This window comes from Vibrio genomosp. F10 str. ZF-129, assembly GCF_000287055.2.
Taxonomy (GTDB): Bacteria; Pseudomonadota; Gammaproteobacteria; order Enterobacterales; family Vibrionaceae; genus Vibrio.
The window spans coordinates 24,261-39,641 of record NZ_AJYQ02000107.1; the positions used below are offsets into that span (position 1 = coordinate 24,261).

Sequence of the window (15,381 nt, forward strand, 5' to 3'; positions counted from 1 at the left end):
AAAAGTGAAGCATTGGTTAAATAAGAGTGCTTGGTTATTAGTCGGAAGTTTATTAGCAGCCCCAATGGCCACAGCGAACGATTTCAGTGCCAGCTTTAAAGGCACTGATATTCAAGAGTTTATTAATATTGTTGGTCGAAACTTAGAAAAAACCATCATTGTTGATCCATCGGTTCGTGGCAAAGTTGATGTGCGCAGTTATGACATGCTGACCTCTGAGCAATATTACAGCTTTTTTCTAAACGTTCTAGAGGTGTATGGTTTTGCTGCCGTTGAAATGGACAACGGTGTACTCAAAATCATCAAATCGAAAGATGCTAAACATTCAGCGATTCCCGTTGTAAGTGACGACAGTGAACAAGGCGACAGCGTAATAACACGTGTTGTGGCGGTGAAAAATGTGTCGGTCCGAGAGTTATCACCACTTATTCGTCAGCTCAATGATAACGCCGGAGCAGGTAATGTGGTGCACTATGATCCGGCCAATATTATTCTGATCACGGGCCGAGCAGCCGTGGTTAATCGCCTTGCTGAAATCATTAAACGCGTCGATCAGGCGGGTAATAAAGACATTGAAGTTATTGAACTTAATAACGCCTCAGCAGCTGAAATGGTTCGTGTAGTTGAAGCGCTAAACAAAAGCACCGATGCTAAAAATACCCCCGCACTCATGCAGCCTAAATTGGTTGCGGATGACCGCACTAACACTATCTTAATTTCGGGTGACCCTAAGGTACGTGCGAGATTGAAAAAGCTCATCAAACAGCTTGATGTCGAGATGGCTTCTAAAGGTAATAACCGGGTTATTTATCTGAAATACGCGAAAGCGGATGAACTGGTCGATGTACTCAAAGGCGTGTCAGATAATCTTCAAGCTGAAAAACAAGCAGCAAGACAAGGTGCTTCGGGTTCTAGTAGCAATCGTAATGAAGTCATGATTTCTGCGCATACTGGAACTAACGCGCTAGTGGTCACTGCTCCGCCCGATATTATGAAAGCAGTTCAAGACGTTGTGTCGCAACTCGATATTCGCCGTGCTCAAGTGTTGATTGAAGCATTGATCGTCGAAATGGCGGAAGGCGATGGTATGAACTTTGGTGTTCAATGGGGAAACTTAGAGACTGGTGCTGTTGTTCAATATGGCAATACGGGTGCTTCAATTGGTAATGTCATGATTGGGCGTGAACAAGCCAAAGATTCAACCAAGACAGAAAGCTACTGGAACTCTAGTGAGAATAAGTGGGAATCACGCGAAACAACGGAAGAAGGTGATTACACTGCATTGGCTGGCGCGTTAGCGGGTGTCAATGGTGCGGCGGTGAGTATTGCAATGGGAGACTGGACTGCGTTGATCAGTGCAGTGTCGACCGATTCCAACTCAAACATTCTCTCCTCACCAAGTATCACGGTGATGGATAATGGTGAAGCCTCGTTTATTGTTGGTGAAGAAGTCCCTGTACTGACGGGGTCAACCTCTGGTTCTAATAACGAAAATCCTTTCCAGACTGTTGAACGTAAAGAAGTGGGTATCAAGCTTAAAGTGGTGCCACAAATCAATGAAGGTAATTCGGTACAGCTTGATATTGAGCAAGAAGTGTCCAACGTGTTGGGTGCTCAAGGCGCTGTTGATGTGCGTTTTGCCAAGCGTCAGCTCAATACCAGCGTCATGGTTGAAGATGGCCAGATGATCGTGTTAGGCGGTTTGATTGATGAGCGAGCACTAGAAAGTGAGTCTAAAGTTCCAATATTGGGTGATATTCCGTTCTTAGGTTATCTATTTAAGTCTACCAGCACTCAGGTTGAGAAAAAGAACCTAATGGTATTCATTAAACCGACCATTATTCGTGATGGTATGACGGCAGATGGTATTACGCAGCGCAAGTACAACTTTATCCGTGCGGAGCAGCTGTACAAGGCAGATCAAGGCTTAAAGCTTATGGATGACAGCAGCATACCTGTGTTGCCAGCCTATGGTAAAGACATCAGTCATCCAGCAGAAATTCAAGCATTTTTTGATCAAATGGATACTGAGTAATGAGTGAGCAACTAGACAAGAGCGTTATTTCTCGCTTGCCCTTTAGTTTCGCCAATCGATTCAAACTGGTGCTCGAGCAAGATGACCAAGGCTGCACGTTATTCTATGTCGCCCCACTTGCCATTGAAGCACTCGTCGAAGTAAAGCGTGTTGCTAAAGTGATGTTCACGCCTGTTGAACAGAGCGTTGAAGAGTTTGATCGAAAGCTTACTGAAGTGTATCAGCGAGATTCTTCGGAAGCTCGTCAGTTAATGGAAGACATCGGCGCAGACAACGATGATTTCTTTTCTTTAGCGGAAGAGTTACCACAGGATGAAGATCTGCTTGAAACGGAAGATGATGCGCCGATCATCAAATTGATTAATGCGATGTTGGGGGAAGCCATCAAAGAAGGCGCTTCTGATATCCACATTGAAACGTTTGAGAAATCGCTGTCTATTCGTTTCCGAGTGGATGGGGTGCTGCGTGACGTTCTAGCCCCAAGTCGTAAGCTGGCACCTTTGCTTGTGTCGCGTGTGAAAGTCATGGCTAAGCTCGATATTGCGGAAAAACGCGTTCCTCAAGATGGTCGTATTTCACTGCGCATTGGTGGCCGAGCGGTTGATGTTCGTGTCTCGACCATGCCGTCATCTCATGGTGAACGTGTGGTTATGCGTCTGTTGGATAAAAATGCAACCCGATTGGATTTGCACAGTTTGGGAATGACCAAACCTAACCACGATAGTTTCAGCAAGTTAATCGAGCGCCCACATGGCATTATTCTGGTCACAGGGCCGACAGGTTCGGGTAAGTCGACCACCTTGTATGCGGGCTTGCAAGAGCTAAACAGTAACGAAAGAAACATCTTAACAGTGGAAGACCCGATTGAATTTGATATCGATGGTATCGGTCAAACGCAGGTTAACCCGAAGGTGGATATGACCTTTGCTCGAGGGCTTCGCGCTATTTTGCGTCAAGATCCCGATGTGGTTATGGTTGGTGAAATTCGTGATTTAGAAACCGCCCAAATCGGTGTTCAAGCCTCATTAACCGGTCACCTGGTGATGTCGACCTTGCACACCAATACGGCTGTCGGTGCGATCACCCGTCTTCGCGATATGGGAATAGAACCGTTTCTAATTTCATCTTCGCTACTTGGTGTATTAGCGCAGCGATTGGTTCGTACCCTGTGCAGTGGATGTAAACAGCCTTATCAAGCATCACCTGAGCAAAAAGCTCTGTTTGATGTGGTTCCAGATGACGAATTGACTCTGTATAAACCGTGCGGTTGTGAAGCCTGTAATTACAAAGGTTATCGAGGTCGTACGGGTATTCATGAACTCTTAATCGTGGATGAAGATGTTCAGGCGCTTATCCATAGTGAAGCGGGTGAACAAGCCATCGAGAAGTCGGTGCGCCAACAAACACCAAGCATTCGAAGTGATGGATTATTGAAAGTTCGTCAAGGTGTCACCTCTATTGAAGAAGTTATGCGAGTCACTAAGGAAACCTAATGGCTTCATTTGAATATAAAGCGCTCAATGATAAAGGCCGACAAAAAAAAGGCGTTATCGATGGAGACAGTGCTCGTCAGGTACGCTCTCGTTTAAAAGAACAAGGTCTTGTGCCGATTGAAGTCACAGAGACGCGTGCGAAAAGTAACGCTCAGTCTGATCAAGGTGGCTTAAGCTTCAAGCGAGGTTTAAGTACGCCGGATCTGGCCTTGATTACTCGACAGCTATCTACCCTTGTGCAGTCAGGTATGCCGCTTGAAGAGTGTTTAAAAGCCGTTTCAGAGCAATCAGAAAAGCCGCGTATTCGTAACATGCTTGCTGCAATACGCGCTAAGGTGACCGAAGGTTACACGCTGTCTGATAGCCTGTCGGATTACTCTCACGTATTTGACGATCTATTTCGCTCCATGGTGGCGGCAGGGGAAAAATCCGGTCATCTAGATTCAGTGCTAGAGCGTTTAGCTGACTATGCTGAAAATCGCGAGAAGATGCGATCTAAACTACTGCAAGCGATGATTTATCCGATCGTGTTGGTGGTCTTTGCAGTCAGTATTGTCGCGTTTTTGTTGGCTGCGGTGGTGCCTAAAATCATCGATCAGTTTGTACAAATGGCGCAAGAGTTACCTCAGTCGACTCGGATATTGCTAGCGTCCAGTGACTTTGTTCAGCAGTGGGGGATCGTGCTACTCATTGCTGTCATTAGCATTGTAGTTTTGGTTAAGTGGTTGCTGACTAAGCCCAATATTCGATTGTCTTGGGATAAAACCCTGTTGTCAGTGCCCTTGGTCGGCAAGATCATTAAAGGGCTGAATACGGCGCGATTCGCTCGTACTCTCTCGATTTGTACATCGAGCGCCATTCCTATTTTAGACGGGATGAAAGTGGCTGTGGATGTGATGTCGAATCAGTATATAAAGCAGCAAGTCATCGCGGCGTCAGAGAATGTTCGAGAAGGAACCAGCTTAAGAAAGGCCCTTGACCAAACCAAGCTTTTTCCACCGATGATGCTGCATATGATTGCCAGTGGTGAACAAAGTGGTGAGCTTGAAAGCATGCTGACTCGCGCCGCTGATAACCAAGATACTCAGTTTGAATCAACCGTAAATATTGCTCTTGGCATTTTTACCCCAATGCTTATCGCTTTAATGGCGGGTTTAGTGTTGTTTATCGTGATGGCAACCTTAATGCCAATTTTAGAAATGAATAATCTGATGAGCTAACAACTCTCTTTTGCGTCAATTGATTTTGGAGAAAAAATGAAACATAAAATGAACAAACAGTCAGGCTTTACTCTTTTAGAAGTCATGGTTGTGGTCGTGATTTTAGGCTTACTTGCCAGCTTTGTTGTTCCGAACCTTATCGGAAGTAAAGACCAAGCGGATCAGAAAAAAGCGGTGATTGATATCGCGTCACTGGAAAGTGAACTGATGAAATATCGACTGAATCACCACTCTTTTCCAACCACCGATCAAGGGCTAGAGGCCCTGGTGACGAAACCTAGCAACCCTGAGCCGCGTAATTACCCAGAAAATGGCTATGTGACTCGATTGCCGGTTGATCCTTGGGGCAATGAGTACCAATACCTAAATCCGGGTGAACATGGCGTGATGGATATTTTCACACTGGGAGCTGATGGGCAAGAAGGTGGTGAAGGCGTCAACGCTGATATTGGTAACTGGAACATCCAAGATTTCCAATAAAGCCTAATGAGCTTAATGAGATAGCTCCGCGAAAAACGGTCGCTATCTCTTCGCTCCCCAAACAACCACCCATACTGTACACCGCGAAAAGAGTTGCCACCGCATGATGAAATACAAACAACAAGGTTTTACCTTGCTAGAGATATTATTGGTTCTAGTGGTGATCTCTATGGGTGTGGTGACAACACTTTCAGCCTTACCTGACAATAGCCAAGATAATGCGAAGCAGCAGGCTCAAGCCTTATTTCAACGCCTTCAATTAATCAATGATGAGGCGATACTGAGTGGCAAAGATTTTGGCCTTCGTGTCGATGAGACGCGCTCTCGCTATATTTGGATGGGCATTGAAAATGGGCAATGGAAGCCGGTTACGCTCGATACTATCCCGGAAGAGACTGAACTCACGGAAGAAGGAGTGTCGATTGAAATGACGTTAGGGGGCGATGCTTGGAATGACAAAGATCGTCTCTTTCAACCCGGGTCATTGTTTGATGAAGAAATGTTTGCTGATCTAGAAGCGGATAACAAACCACTTCCACCCCAGATATTTCTATTTTCAAGTGGGGAAGTGACTCCGGTATCCATTGCTCTATACCCTCAAAATAAAGACGCTAAACAGGATGGTTGGCAAGTGGTCATTAAAGCGAATGGCCAAATCCTATTAATGTCTCCGGGAGAGCAGGATGAACAGTAGCACGATGAGTAAGAGTCATGTGAGCAAGAATATTGTTAGTCATAACATAGTGAGAAATAGCATGACAGTTCGGCAACGGCCGACAAGATCTCGCCGTTCTTTTGGGGCTCATACTGGGTCGCATTCGGTACGCGGTATGACGTTACTCGAAGTGTTAATAGCATTGGCTATTTTTGCCACAGCGGCTATTTCAGTGATTCGTTCTGTGGGTCAGCACATGAATACGATTGCGCATTTGGAAGAAAAAACGTTTGCTGCGATGGTCGTGGATAATCAAATGGCGATGGTGATGCTTGATGCATCAGGGTTAAAAGCCAAGCAAGGGACGGAAGAAATGGCAGGGCAAACCTGGTATTGGAGCGTCACCCCCGTCGAGACGGCTGGGGATTTACTAAAAGCGTTTGATGTGAGCGCCTCTTTGTCAAAGCAGGGTGATGCGATTATAACGGTACGAAGCTATGTTTCTCAGTAAAGCTATGTTTCTCAGTAAAGCTATGTTTCTCAGTAAAGCTATGTCACTTAACAAAATGTCACGCAGGAATAGGTTTCGTAGCAATGTGTCTTGCAGTAAACAGAATGTGTCTCGTAGTACACAGATAGCCCGCAAGGCTCAACAAGGGTTTACCTTATTAGAGGTACTGATTGCCATGGCTATTTTTGCCGCGTTAAGCGTGAGTGCTTACCAAGTGGTGGATCAGGTCCGCATGAGCAATGCGATATCTCTAGAACGTGGTGATCGCCTGAAAGAGCTGCAACGCAGCCTTGTGGCCATGGACAGTGATTTTAGACAAATGGCCACGCGACAATTTCGTACCAATGGCGAAGCGGGTGGTGAGTTGAGTGAAGTTCAACTACTGCAATGGAAAGACTATCTTTTAGAATCAGACGGCAAAGGTGTGCTATTTACTCGACTCGGTTGGCATAACCCACAACAACAGTTTCCACGCGGCGAAACTCTTAAAGTTGGCTATCGAATCAAAGAGACAACATTAGAGCGAGTATGGTGGCGTTACCCTGATACACCAGCAGGTCAGCAACCCATCATTACCCCTATTCTGACGGATGTCGAATCGTTCTCTATGCGATTCTACTCAAAAGGCACTTGGAGCGATAAGTGGGAAGCGGCTCAAACACTGCCAGAAGCCGTGGCCCTAGAGTTGGAGCTGACTGATTACGCAAAAATAGAGCGCGTTTACCTTGTCGCGAGTGGAGAGATAGTGCTCAGTGAAGACGACCAAGAAGATCGAGACTCCTTTAAGAACGACTCTTCTGATGATGACGCCTCTAGCGATGAGGAGGGCAGCGATGAACCAAGCGAATAATAAACAGCGAGGTGTTGCGCTGATCATCGTTCTCATGTTGCTTGCTGTGATGGTGTCGCTCGCTGCCACCATGTCGAGCCGTTTATTCACACAATATAAACGGGGAAGCAACCAAGTCAGTTACCAGCAAGCCTATTGGTATAGCATTGGCGTAGAAAGTTTAGCAAAAACAGTGATAGAACAGAGTTTCCAAGACAGCGATACGATCAATTTGTCTCAGCCTTGGGCATTAGAAGAACAAACCTACCCGTTAGATTTCGGGACATTGAGTGGCCGAATGGTGGATAAACAAGCGTGTTTTAATCTCAATGTTTTTTCTCGGGTAACACAGTCGTCTTCTCAACTAGAAAAACCGTATTTAATCCGGTTTTGGCAAACCTTGCTGGAAGAAGTGGATGTGGACAATTACCAAGCGGAAGTGATTGCGGATTCTACATGGGAATTTATCAATCAAGAGTCCTCGGTACAGTCATCACAGGGTGTGGGTGACAGCTATTATGAATCACTGTCACCCGCGTATATGGCGGCTAACGGTTTTATTGCAGATCCCAGTGAACTGAGAGCAATTCAGCAGGTTTCTGGGGATGTGATGCAAAAAATAGCGCCCTATATTTGTGCCTTGCCAAGTGATGATTGGCGTCTGAATGTCAACACCATCAATGCTGATCAATCGGCGTTATTGGTGGCGATGTTTCAGCCTCACTTGAGTCAACAAGATGCGATTTCATTAATTGAGTCTAGGCCCTTTGATGGCTGGGCATCGGTTGAGGATTTTATAGCAGAAAGCAGCGTTAGCGTAATTGAAGAAAGTGTTCGCAAGGAAGCTCAAGCCTATCTGAGTGTGGATAGTGCCTATTTTGAATCGGATGCAGAAGTATTAGTGAATGACTCTCGAGTACGCATTCGAAGTCTATTATTTAGTGATAATCGAGAAACAGCAACGGTCATTCGCCGTCGCTTTGGAGGGTTCAGTGAGCGAGTTTCTGACAGTTCGACTGAGTAGTGATAAAAACGCACAGATTCAGTGGCTAGTATGGTCAACAACACAAAGTGAGATCATTGCCAGCGGTGAACTCAATGGATGGGAAGAGCTGGGTGAACTATCTGGATATGCAGAGCAAAGACAAGGAATCGTGTTGCTATCGAGCGATGATATCGTTCTAGCAGAAGTAGATACGCCAGCAGGATCATCGCGTCAATTGGAATCCATGCTTCCTTACTTATTGGAAGATGAGATTGCCCAAGATGTTGATGAGCTTCATTTTACCGTATTAAGCAAGCAAGCGAAGAAAGCCTGTATTGCTGCCGTCGATAAACGTTGGTTAAAAGCGTGTTTGGACGAGCTTCAAGACGCAGGGATAAACATCAGTAAAGTGCTGCCAGATGTACTCGCATTACCGAAATCTGGTGAGCTTACTGCGGCGAATATTGGTCAACATTGGTTAGTGCGAAAAGGCGACAGTTTAGGGTTGAGTTTACCTTCACCTTGGCTTGAAACCTTAACGACATCTGACTGGGTAAAAGAGGGGCAAGAGTACTTACCGTTAACCTCTTACAGTCCTTTGCCGACACTAGAGTTGGATAGTGAGCAATCGTGGCAAAGTGTCGATGCGCCACTGATTATGCAGCTGCTTACCGAAGGCGCACTTGGCTCGAAAGTCACGTTATTGACCGGGGAATTTAAGCCTAATTCATCCTTGTTAAAGTACTGGTCTATATGGAAAAAAACTGCCGTCGCTGCTGCGGTTATTGGCGCGGTATTTGTGGGTCAGTACGGTTTGCAAATTTCTCAGGATGAAGCCAAAGCCGAAGCTTATCGGGCCGAAAGCGAACGTATATTCCGTGAGGCGTTACCCGGAAAAACCCGTATCCCGACGGTGAGCTATTTAAAACGGCAGATGAACGATGAAGCGACTCGTTTATCCGGTGGTGGTGGCGGCTCTCCAATACTGGATTGGCTGAATCAAATTCCAGATTCATTGAAAGCCAATAATTCAATGACGCTGCTGAGTATTCGTTACGATGGCAATCGAGATGAAGTTAGAATTCAAGCAAAAAGTAAAGATTTTCAAAGCTTTGAACAAGTGAGAATTAAGTTTGCTGAGCATTTTGAAGTAGAACAAGGTCAGTTAAGCCGCTCGGGTGAGTCGGTTAACGGTAGCTTTGTGTTGAAGAGATAGTGAGATTGATGATGAGTAAACTGGTCACGTCTTTTAGGCTTTGGTGGCAAGGCATCAGTGTTCGAGAACAACGTCTAATGATGATCTGTATGGGATTGTTAGTCGTCGGGATTGGGTACTGGGGGATTCTTGAGCCAATACAGCAACGAAGCTTACAAGCGCAAAATAAGATTAACAGTGAACAGCAACTGCTTAACTGGGTGAAAAATAAAGCGGATGAAATTACTCAATTACGAGCACAAAGTGGGTTAGTGACGACATCCGAGCCCCTTAATCAGGTGATTTCTTCTTCGGCGAGTCGGTTTAAAGTGGAACTTATTCGTATCCAGCCGAGAGATGACATGTTTCAAGTTTGGGTACAGCCTATAGAGTTTAATCAGTTAATAGGTTGGATTACCTACCTGAAAGAGCAACAAGGTGTTGATGTTGAACATTTCGATGTAGCACGCACCGATCAGGATGGTATGGTCGATGTCAAGCGTTTGCAGTTTAAGCGAGGTGAATAATGAAGCGTATCATTCTGATTTCGTTGCTTTTGATTGCCACGCTTATCGTGAGCCTGATTGTCCATATGCCAGCTCAATACGTTTTGCAAGCGGTGTCTTTGCCACAAGGTTTGGTGGTGCAGGGGACGCAAGGCTCAGTATGGAAAGGCAGCGCGGAGCGTGTCAGTTGGCAGGGGACTTCTCTGGGCCAAATCAACTGGACAGTCAATGCCGCCCAACTGCTGATGGGTAAAGTTCAAGTGACCACTCGTTTTGGGCAAGGAAGCGAGATAGGACTGAGAGGGCGAGGCGTCGTTGGTTATGGCTTTTCTGGCGCCTATGCCAAAGATGTGATTGCTTCTGTTCCGGCTCAGTTCGCTATTGATCAGCTGTCTTTGCCACTGCCAGTGGATCTTGAAGGCCAACTCGAGGTTTCCATTATCGAACTTGAGCATGCGATGCCGTATTGTCAGAGCGGAACAGGAACCGTGGTTTGGAGTGGTAATAACGCCACAACACCGTTAGCTGCACTGGCGCTCGGCCCTGTTGTGGCGAACATTGATTGCCAAGATAACGTCGTCTCGATTAATGCGAAGCAGGAAAGTGAGCAAGTCAGCGCGGAGTTTGAAGGGCAATTAGACGCAGCAACCCGTGGTCAGCTGACATACAGCGCTAAGGGTTGGTTTAAACCAGAAGCTAATTTTCCGACGAGTTTATCGAGCCAGTTGCAATGGCTGGGTAACCCAGACAGCAAAGGGCATTATTCATTGGATTTCAATGGCCGTTTATAGCGTTTATTTATAGCGTTTATTTATAGCGTTTATTTATAGCGTTTACTTATAGCGTTCAGTTATAGCGATTAATCGTCGAACGAAACAGAAAACAGGAAATGAAAAAAGCGAGCTTAACTAGGCTCGCTTTTTTATGATGCTCAGTCTTTCACTTTCAAAATTTCATCCCAAGGCAGGGATTCATCCCCAAGCACCAAGAAATTCGGGTTTTCAAGCGTTTCTCTTTGGTTGTATGAGAGAGGGGCTAACTGGGTGCTTAAAATGCGCCCGCCCGCTTCTTCGACGATACATTGAGTGGCCGCTGTATCCCATTCGCCCGTTGGACCGATTCTTAAATAACAATCCACGGCACCTTCCGCGACCAAACAAGCTTTTAGCGCGGCTGAGCCGAGTGGCACAAGGTCGTAGTTCCATGCGCTGCTCAGGCGAGCGGTAATGCTGTTGATGTTCTGACGTCGACTGATCGCCATGCCGATGGATTGCTTTTGGCCTTGTTCGTGTTTATGGCTTTCAATTTCAACTTTTTCACACAGATCGGGAATCTTCCAAGCCCCTTTACCTTTATAAGCGTAATACGTCACACCAGAAACTGGCGCGTAAACCACTCCCATGATCGGTTGATTATTGTCGATCAAGGCGATGATGGTTGCGAAGTCTCCACTGCGAGCAATGAACTCTTGCGTGCCGTCGAGTGGGTCTACTAACCAATAGCGGCTCCACTTCTCGCGCTTCTCTAAGCTAATGTCGGCGGCTTCTTCAGAGAGAACAGGGATATCAGGCGTAAGCGCCGATAGTTGATTGACGATGAGCTTATGTGCGGCAATATCCGCGCTTGTGACTGGCGTTTCATCACTTTTAACATAGGCTTCATATTGTTTTGTTTCATAGATGTCGAGGATAAGTTGCCCAGCAGAACGAGCCACTTCAACCACGGAAGGTATCAGGTGAGATAAGTCTTTATCAGTAGACATAATAATTCCTAAGACTTTGTTATTGTTATTTTTCTAAATGCTTTAGAGCAAGTAATAGGGCTGTGATACTGCGGGCTTCACAAAAATCTAAGTGAGTGACCAGCTCTTCAGCTTGAGCTAATGGCCAGCGCACCACTTCTAACGGCTCTGGCTCATCACCTTCTAGTTTCTCTGAGTATAGATCCTGTGCAATAAATAGGGTCATTTGACTAGAAAAATAAGAAGGAGCCAGGACGACCTGTTTCAGCGGAGTTAGCGTGTTTGCACCAAAGCCGATTTCTTCTTTTAACTCTCGGTTCGCGGCGTCAGTTGCCGACTCACCCAGGTCAATCAGCCCTTTTGGAAAGCCAAGCTCATATCGCTCTGTCCCCGCTGCGTATTCGCGTACTAACAGTAAGTCACCTTGTTCGGTCACGGGCACCATCATGACGGCATGACGACCACTGGGCTTCATTCGCTCATAGGTGCGCAAAACACCATTGCTAAAGCGCAAGTCAAGAGACTCGATGGTGAATAGCTTAGATTGAGCAATAGAACGAATAGAGAGAATGGTAGGTGGGCTCAATTTTGTCATAATGCTTATTCCGTTTGTTAGGTATAAAGCGCATACGTGCTGGGTTGACGTTACTATATAAAATGACTCTCCAAGTTCAAAATCTATCCGTTAGAGGTCGATCAAATTATTGAAAATAAGAAAAAGCCGACGTCGTGACATCGGCTTACTGAGCGTATTTAAGGCTTAGTAGTAAGAGTGCTCACCACGGTCATGCTCTGTGGCATCACGCACGGCCGTTAGTTCGCCTTCAAATTGCTGAAGAAGCTCTTTTTCGATGCCTTCTTTTAGCGTGACATCAACCATAGAACAACCATTACAACCGCCGCCAAAGGCAACAATAGCAGCGCCGTCTTCGGTAATTTCAACCAAACTTACGTGACCACCATGCCCAGCAAGCTGAGGGTTAACCTGGGTTTGAATCGCGTATTCAACACGCTCAATCAATGAGGCGTCATCAGCAACCTTGCGCATTTTGGCGTTTGGTGCTTTGAGTGTTAACTGTGAACCCATCTTATCGGTAACGAAATCCACTTCTGCATCTTCTAAAAATGGCAGGCTAAGCTCGTCAATATAAGCTGAGAAATGTTCAAATTTAAGTTCGGTGTCTGTTGCTTCAACCGCTTCTGGCGGGCAGTAAGAGACGCCACACTCTGCATTTTGAGTACCAGGGTTAACAACAAATACGCGAATGTTAGTCCCTTCAGGTTGTTGGCTAAGTAAGCCACCGAAGTGAGTTTGCGCTGTTTCTGTAATAGTAATAGTGTTTGACACGACGAATACCTGAGTAATTTTGTAGGCTATTATAACGCCATTCTACTCCTGATAAATCTAATTTCTAGACCTAAAAACAAAATCTCATCGCTTTATATTGAGTTATCTGTTTCAGGAGTGCGGCAGATACAATAAATATCAATGGTTTCGACGCCAGCATCAAGCAATAATTGACATAAATGATGGATTGTACTGCCTGTCGTGACCACATCGTCAAAAATCGCAATGTGTTTCTGTTGTGGAGAGGCATTCAGACGAAAAGCATTCCTCAGGTTTTGTTGTCGCTGTTTTTTATTGAGACCTTTCTGCTGAGGTGTGCTTTTCACTCGAGAAAAGAGGTTCGGTTCAATCTCTATATCGAGTCGTTTGCCTAGCTGTTTGGCAAGCAGGTCACTTTGATTAAACCCTCGCATTAACTGCCGCTGCCAATGGAGTGGAACGCTCGCTATTAGGTCTGGCGTTGCATCAATACGTTCGCTTAATAGCGCAGCTAATGGTTTGGCATGCCAAAACTGTTGCTGATATTTGAAGCGGTGAACATAACTCGATAAGGGAAGTTTGTAGTCACCTACGCAGTACAGCTTTGACCAAAGAGGAGGATGCGCTAAGCACTGGCCGCATTGGTCGGTTTGAGTGAGCGTCGTAAGCCCACACCGTGAACAGCGTGTGGTTGGCGCAAAGTGTTCCTTGCAGCTATCGCACCAGATACTTTCCCACTCGATATCATTTCTTCCGATCCTTTGACGCGTTGTCTCTTTTCTTTTGGCGTGCTCTCTATCCGATGTTTTTAGAGGCAATGGAGTATGGATGGGCAGTTGGCAAAGGTCACAATAACAGCCGAGATGCATGCGCATGGTTTTTTGTAGCCAATCGGATAACATAAGTGCCAAATTTTGATAAAACATGCCTTCATCATGAGTGTAACCGAGCGGGTGGTGAGACTGTTTTTAGTAGGAGAAAATGCGATCATGGATAAAGCTCTGCACTGGCAAGTGAGCGGTAACGGTGAGGATTTGGTCTTAGTCCACGGTTGGGGGATGAATGGGGCCGTTTGGGATCAAACGGTTCAGGTACTCAGCCAGCACTATCGAGTGCACGTCGTGGATCTTCCGGGTTATGGGCACAGCGCGCACTTGCACGCCGCCACCCTAGAAGAGATTGCACTATGTTTACTGCCACAGGCTCCGAAGCACGCTATTTGGCTTGGTTGGTCTTTAGGGGGCTTAGTCGCTACGCATATGGCTCTGGCTCATAGTGATCGCGTCACCAGGCTCATCACCGTCGCTAGTTCGCCCAAGTTTGCTGCAGAAAGACCTTGGCGCGGAATTCAACCTCAGGTTCTTGATGCTTTCACTGATCAATTAGTGGATGACTTTCAAACCACGATTGAGCGCTTTATGGCACTGCAAGCGATGGGCAGTCCTTCAGCAAGATTGGATGTAAAGCAGCTCAAAAAAGCGGTGTTATCTCGGCCATCCCCGAATCCTGAATCGCTACTGGCGGGTTTGAAGATGTTGGCGAATGAAGATTTTCGACAAGATTTAGCGACTGTTTCGGTGCCGATGCTGAGAATGTACGGTCGCCTCGACGGGTTAGTGCCGATCAAAGTCGCCACTGATGTACAGGCAACCGCTCCGCATACGGAACAATACATTTTTAGTCAGTCATCGCATGCCCCATTTATGACCGAGCTGGAATCCTTCTGTCATCAAATTGTCGCTTTTGGCGGAAAATAATCGTCGGTTAGATAAAAAATTGACATTAATTGCTAAATTTTTGACCAGTTTAGCCGATAAGTTTATTAACCCAATATAGCTAACAATACGAACAGCATTATCGGGTTGGGCGATGCCAAGGAGGTTTCGGCTATGATTGTGTCACCGACTAACGTTAGTGTGCCGCTTATCGCCCCATCGGTTAATGTGCAAACGGAACAAGCAGCGAGAGACAATAGAATTCGTGAGCCTGTTGTACCAACCGCAGAGCTAGTCAAGTCAAACGCAGAGCGTAAGTTAAAGGCTGACGACAAACGGCGAAGGCGATCCTCATGGGATCCGTCAGAGCATCCAGATTACGAGATGGACGCTGATGGCGCTATTGCTGAGCCGCAGACCGAAGAGCCCAAAAGTGTGTTAGAGCATCTTTTTAGGCTATTGGCTTTAGATACTTACAGCAAAAAGCAAGGCAAAGGCTATGCAATGCGGTTTCGGTTACCTAAGCGCATTATTGATGCAGCGATAACTGAGGGACGAATGGAAAAACGGCGAACGGTAATAAAATATCATTATGGTCATGCCGTGGCCCCAAACGTGCCATCTGAGGTTATAGCGGTGTTGTAAACATCAGCACTAAGGTGTTTATCGCTATGAATAAAAATACCCAC

The 15,381-nt window shown here is 46.0% G+C and carries 17 protein-coding genes; 13 read left to right on the forward strand and 4 right to left on the reverse strand.

Translation table 11 applies throughout. From position 1 onward, the window contains the following. The first annotated feature begins 4 nt into the window (after positions 1 to 4). From gspD to A1QO_RS13020, 11 genes are all read left to right on the forward strand, one after another. Positions 5 to 2,035 carry a type II secretion system secretin GspD gene (gene gspD / locus A1QO_RS12970; RefSeq protein WP_017039482.1) on the forward strand — a complete coding sequence of 677 codons (2,031 nt, stop codon included), beginning with the start codon at positions 5 to 7 and terminating at the stop codon, positions 2,033 to 2,035. Beyond that, a complete protein-coding gene (gspE, locus tag A1QO_RS12975; RefSeq protein ID WP_017036283.1) occupies positions 2,035 to 3,528 on the forward strand; it encodes a type II secretion system ATPase GspE in 1,494 nt (497 codons plus the stop codon). The genes gspD and gspE overlap by 1 nt, the downstream gene beginning before the upstream one ends. Next, positions 3,528 to 4,748 carry a type II secretion system inner membrane protein GspF gene (gspF, locus tag A1QO_RS12980; RefSeq protein WP_017036284.1) on the forward strand — a complete coding sequence of 407 codons (1,221 nt, stop codon included), beginning with the start codon at positions 3,528 to 3,530 and terminating at the stop codon, positions 4,746 to 4,748. The genes gspE and gspF overlap by 1 nt, the downstream gene beginning before the upstream one ends. 36 nt (positions 4,749 to 4,784) lie before the next feature. Next, a complete protein-coding gene (gspG, locus tag A1QO_RS12985; protein ID WP_017036285.1) occupies positions 4,785 to 5,228 on the forward strand; it encodes a type II secretion system major pseudopilin GspG in 444 nt (147 codons plus the stop codon). A gap of 103 nt (positions 5,229 to 5,331) precedes the next feature. After that, complete coding sequence (gspH, locus tag A1QO_RS12990; RefSeq protein ID WP_017040893.1) at positions 5,332 to 5,922, forward strand: type II secretion system minor pseudopilin GspH; 591 nt, start codon at positions 5,332 to 5,334, stop codon at positions 5,920 to 5,922. A gap of 61 nt (positions 5,923 to 5,983) precedes the next feature. Then, positions 5,984 to 6,394, forward strand: a complete 411-nt coding sequence (gspI, locus tag A1QO_RS12995; protein ID WP_026026844.1) for a type II secretion system minor pseudopilin GspI — start codon at positions 5,984 to 5,986, stop codon at positions 6,392 to 6,394. 4 nt (positions 6,395 to 6,398) lie between these two features. After that, positions 6,399 to 7,244 (forward strand): type II secretion system minor pseudopilin GspJ, encoded by an 846-nt coding sequence (gene gspJ / locus A1QO_RS13000; RefSeq protein WP_017039483.1) that lies wholly within the window; start codon positions 6,399 to 6,401, stop codon positions 7,242 to 7,244. Then, positions 7,228 to 8,247, forward strand: coding sequence for a type II secretion system minor pseudopilin GspK (gene gspK / locus A1QO_RS13005; RefSeq protein ID WP_017036289.1), 1,020 nt, complete (start codon positions 7,228 to 7,230; stop codon positions 8,245 to 8,247). The genes gspJ and gspK overlap by 17 nt, the downstream gene beginning before the upstream one ends. After that, a complete protein-coding gene (gspL, locus tag A1QO_RS13010; protein WP_017037145.1) occupies positions 8,216 to 9,424 on the forward strand; it encodes a type II secretion system protein GspL in 1,209 nt (402 codons plus the stop codon). The genes gspK and gspL overlap by 32 nt, the downstream gene beginning before the upstream one ends. An 8-nt stretch (positions 9,425 to 9,432) precedes the next feature. Continuing rightward, positions 9,433 to 9,930: a type II secretion system protein M gene (locus tag A1QO_RS13015; protein WP_017039484.1), complete on the forward strand. Its 498-nt coding sequence runs from the start codon at positions 9,433 to 9,435 to the stop codon at positions 9,928 to 9,930. Next, complete coding sequence (locus tag A1QO_RS13020) at positions 9,930 to 10,700, forward strand: type II secretion system protein N (RefSeq protein ID WP_017036292.1); 771 nt, start codon at positions 9,930 to 9,932, stop codon at positions 10,698 to 10,700. The genes A1QO_RS13015 and A1QO_RS13020 overlap by 1 nt, the downstream gene beginning before the upstream one ends. A 140-nt stretch (positions 10,701 to 10,840) precedes the next feature. Here A1QO_RS13020 and cysQ read toward each other — a convergent pair whose 3' ends face one another. From cysQ to A1QO_RS13040, 4 genes are all read right to left on the reverse strand, one after another. Next, positions 10,841 to 11,671, reverse strand: a complete 831-nt coding sequence (cysQ, locus tag A1QO_RS13025) for a 3'(2'),5'-bisphosphate nucleotidase CysQ (protein ID WP_017036293.1) — start codon at positions 11,669 to 11,671, stop codon at positions 10,841 to 10,843. Positions 11,672 to 11,696: 25 nt separating this feature from the next. Beyond that, on the reverse strand, positions 11,697 to 12,245 hold the full coding sequence (nudE, locus tag A1QO_RS13030) for an ADP compounds hydrolase NudE (RefSeq protein WP_017036294.1): 549 nt from the start codon (positions 12,243 to 12,245) through the stop codon (positions 11,697 to 11,699). A gap of 165 nt (positions 12,246 to 12,410) precedes the next feature. After that, positions 12,411 to 12,998, reverse strand: a complete 588-nt coding sequence (gene nfuA, locus A1QO_RS13035; RefSeq protein ID WP_017036295.1) for a Fe-S biogenesis protein NfuA — start codon at positions 12,996 to 12,998, stop codon at positions 12,411 to 12,413. Between the two features lie 92 nt (positions 12,999 to 13,090). Beyond that, a complete protein-coding gene (locus A1QO_RS13040; RefSeq protein ID WP_017039485.1) occupies positions 13,091 to 13,903 on the reverse strand; it encodes a ComF family protein in 813 nt (270 codons plus the stop codon). Between the two features lie 63 nt (positions 13,904 to 13,966). Here A1QO_RS13040 and bioH point away from each other — a divergent pair, with 63 nt between their 5' ends. Further along, positions 13,967 to 14,734, forward strand: a complete 768-nt coding sequence (gene bioH, locus A1QO_RS13045; RefSeq protein WP_017039486.1) for a pimeloyl-ACP methyl ester esterase BioH — start codon at positions 13,967 to 13,969, stop codon at positions 14,732 to 14,734. A 132-nt stretch (positions 14,735 to 14,866) separates the two neighbouring features. Beyond that, positions 14,867 to 15,337: a hypothetical protein gene (locus A1QO_RS13050; RefSeq protein WP_017036298.1), complete on the forward strand. Its 471-nt coding sequence runs from the start codon at positions 14,867 to 14,869 to the stop codon at positions 15,335 to 15,337. The last annotated feature ends 44 nt before the right edge of the window (positions 15,338 to 15,381 follow it).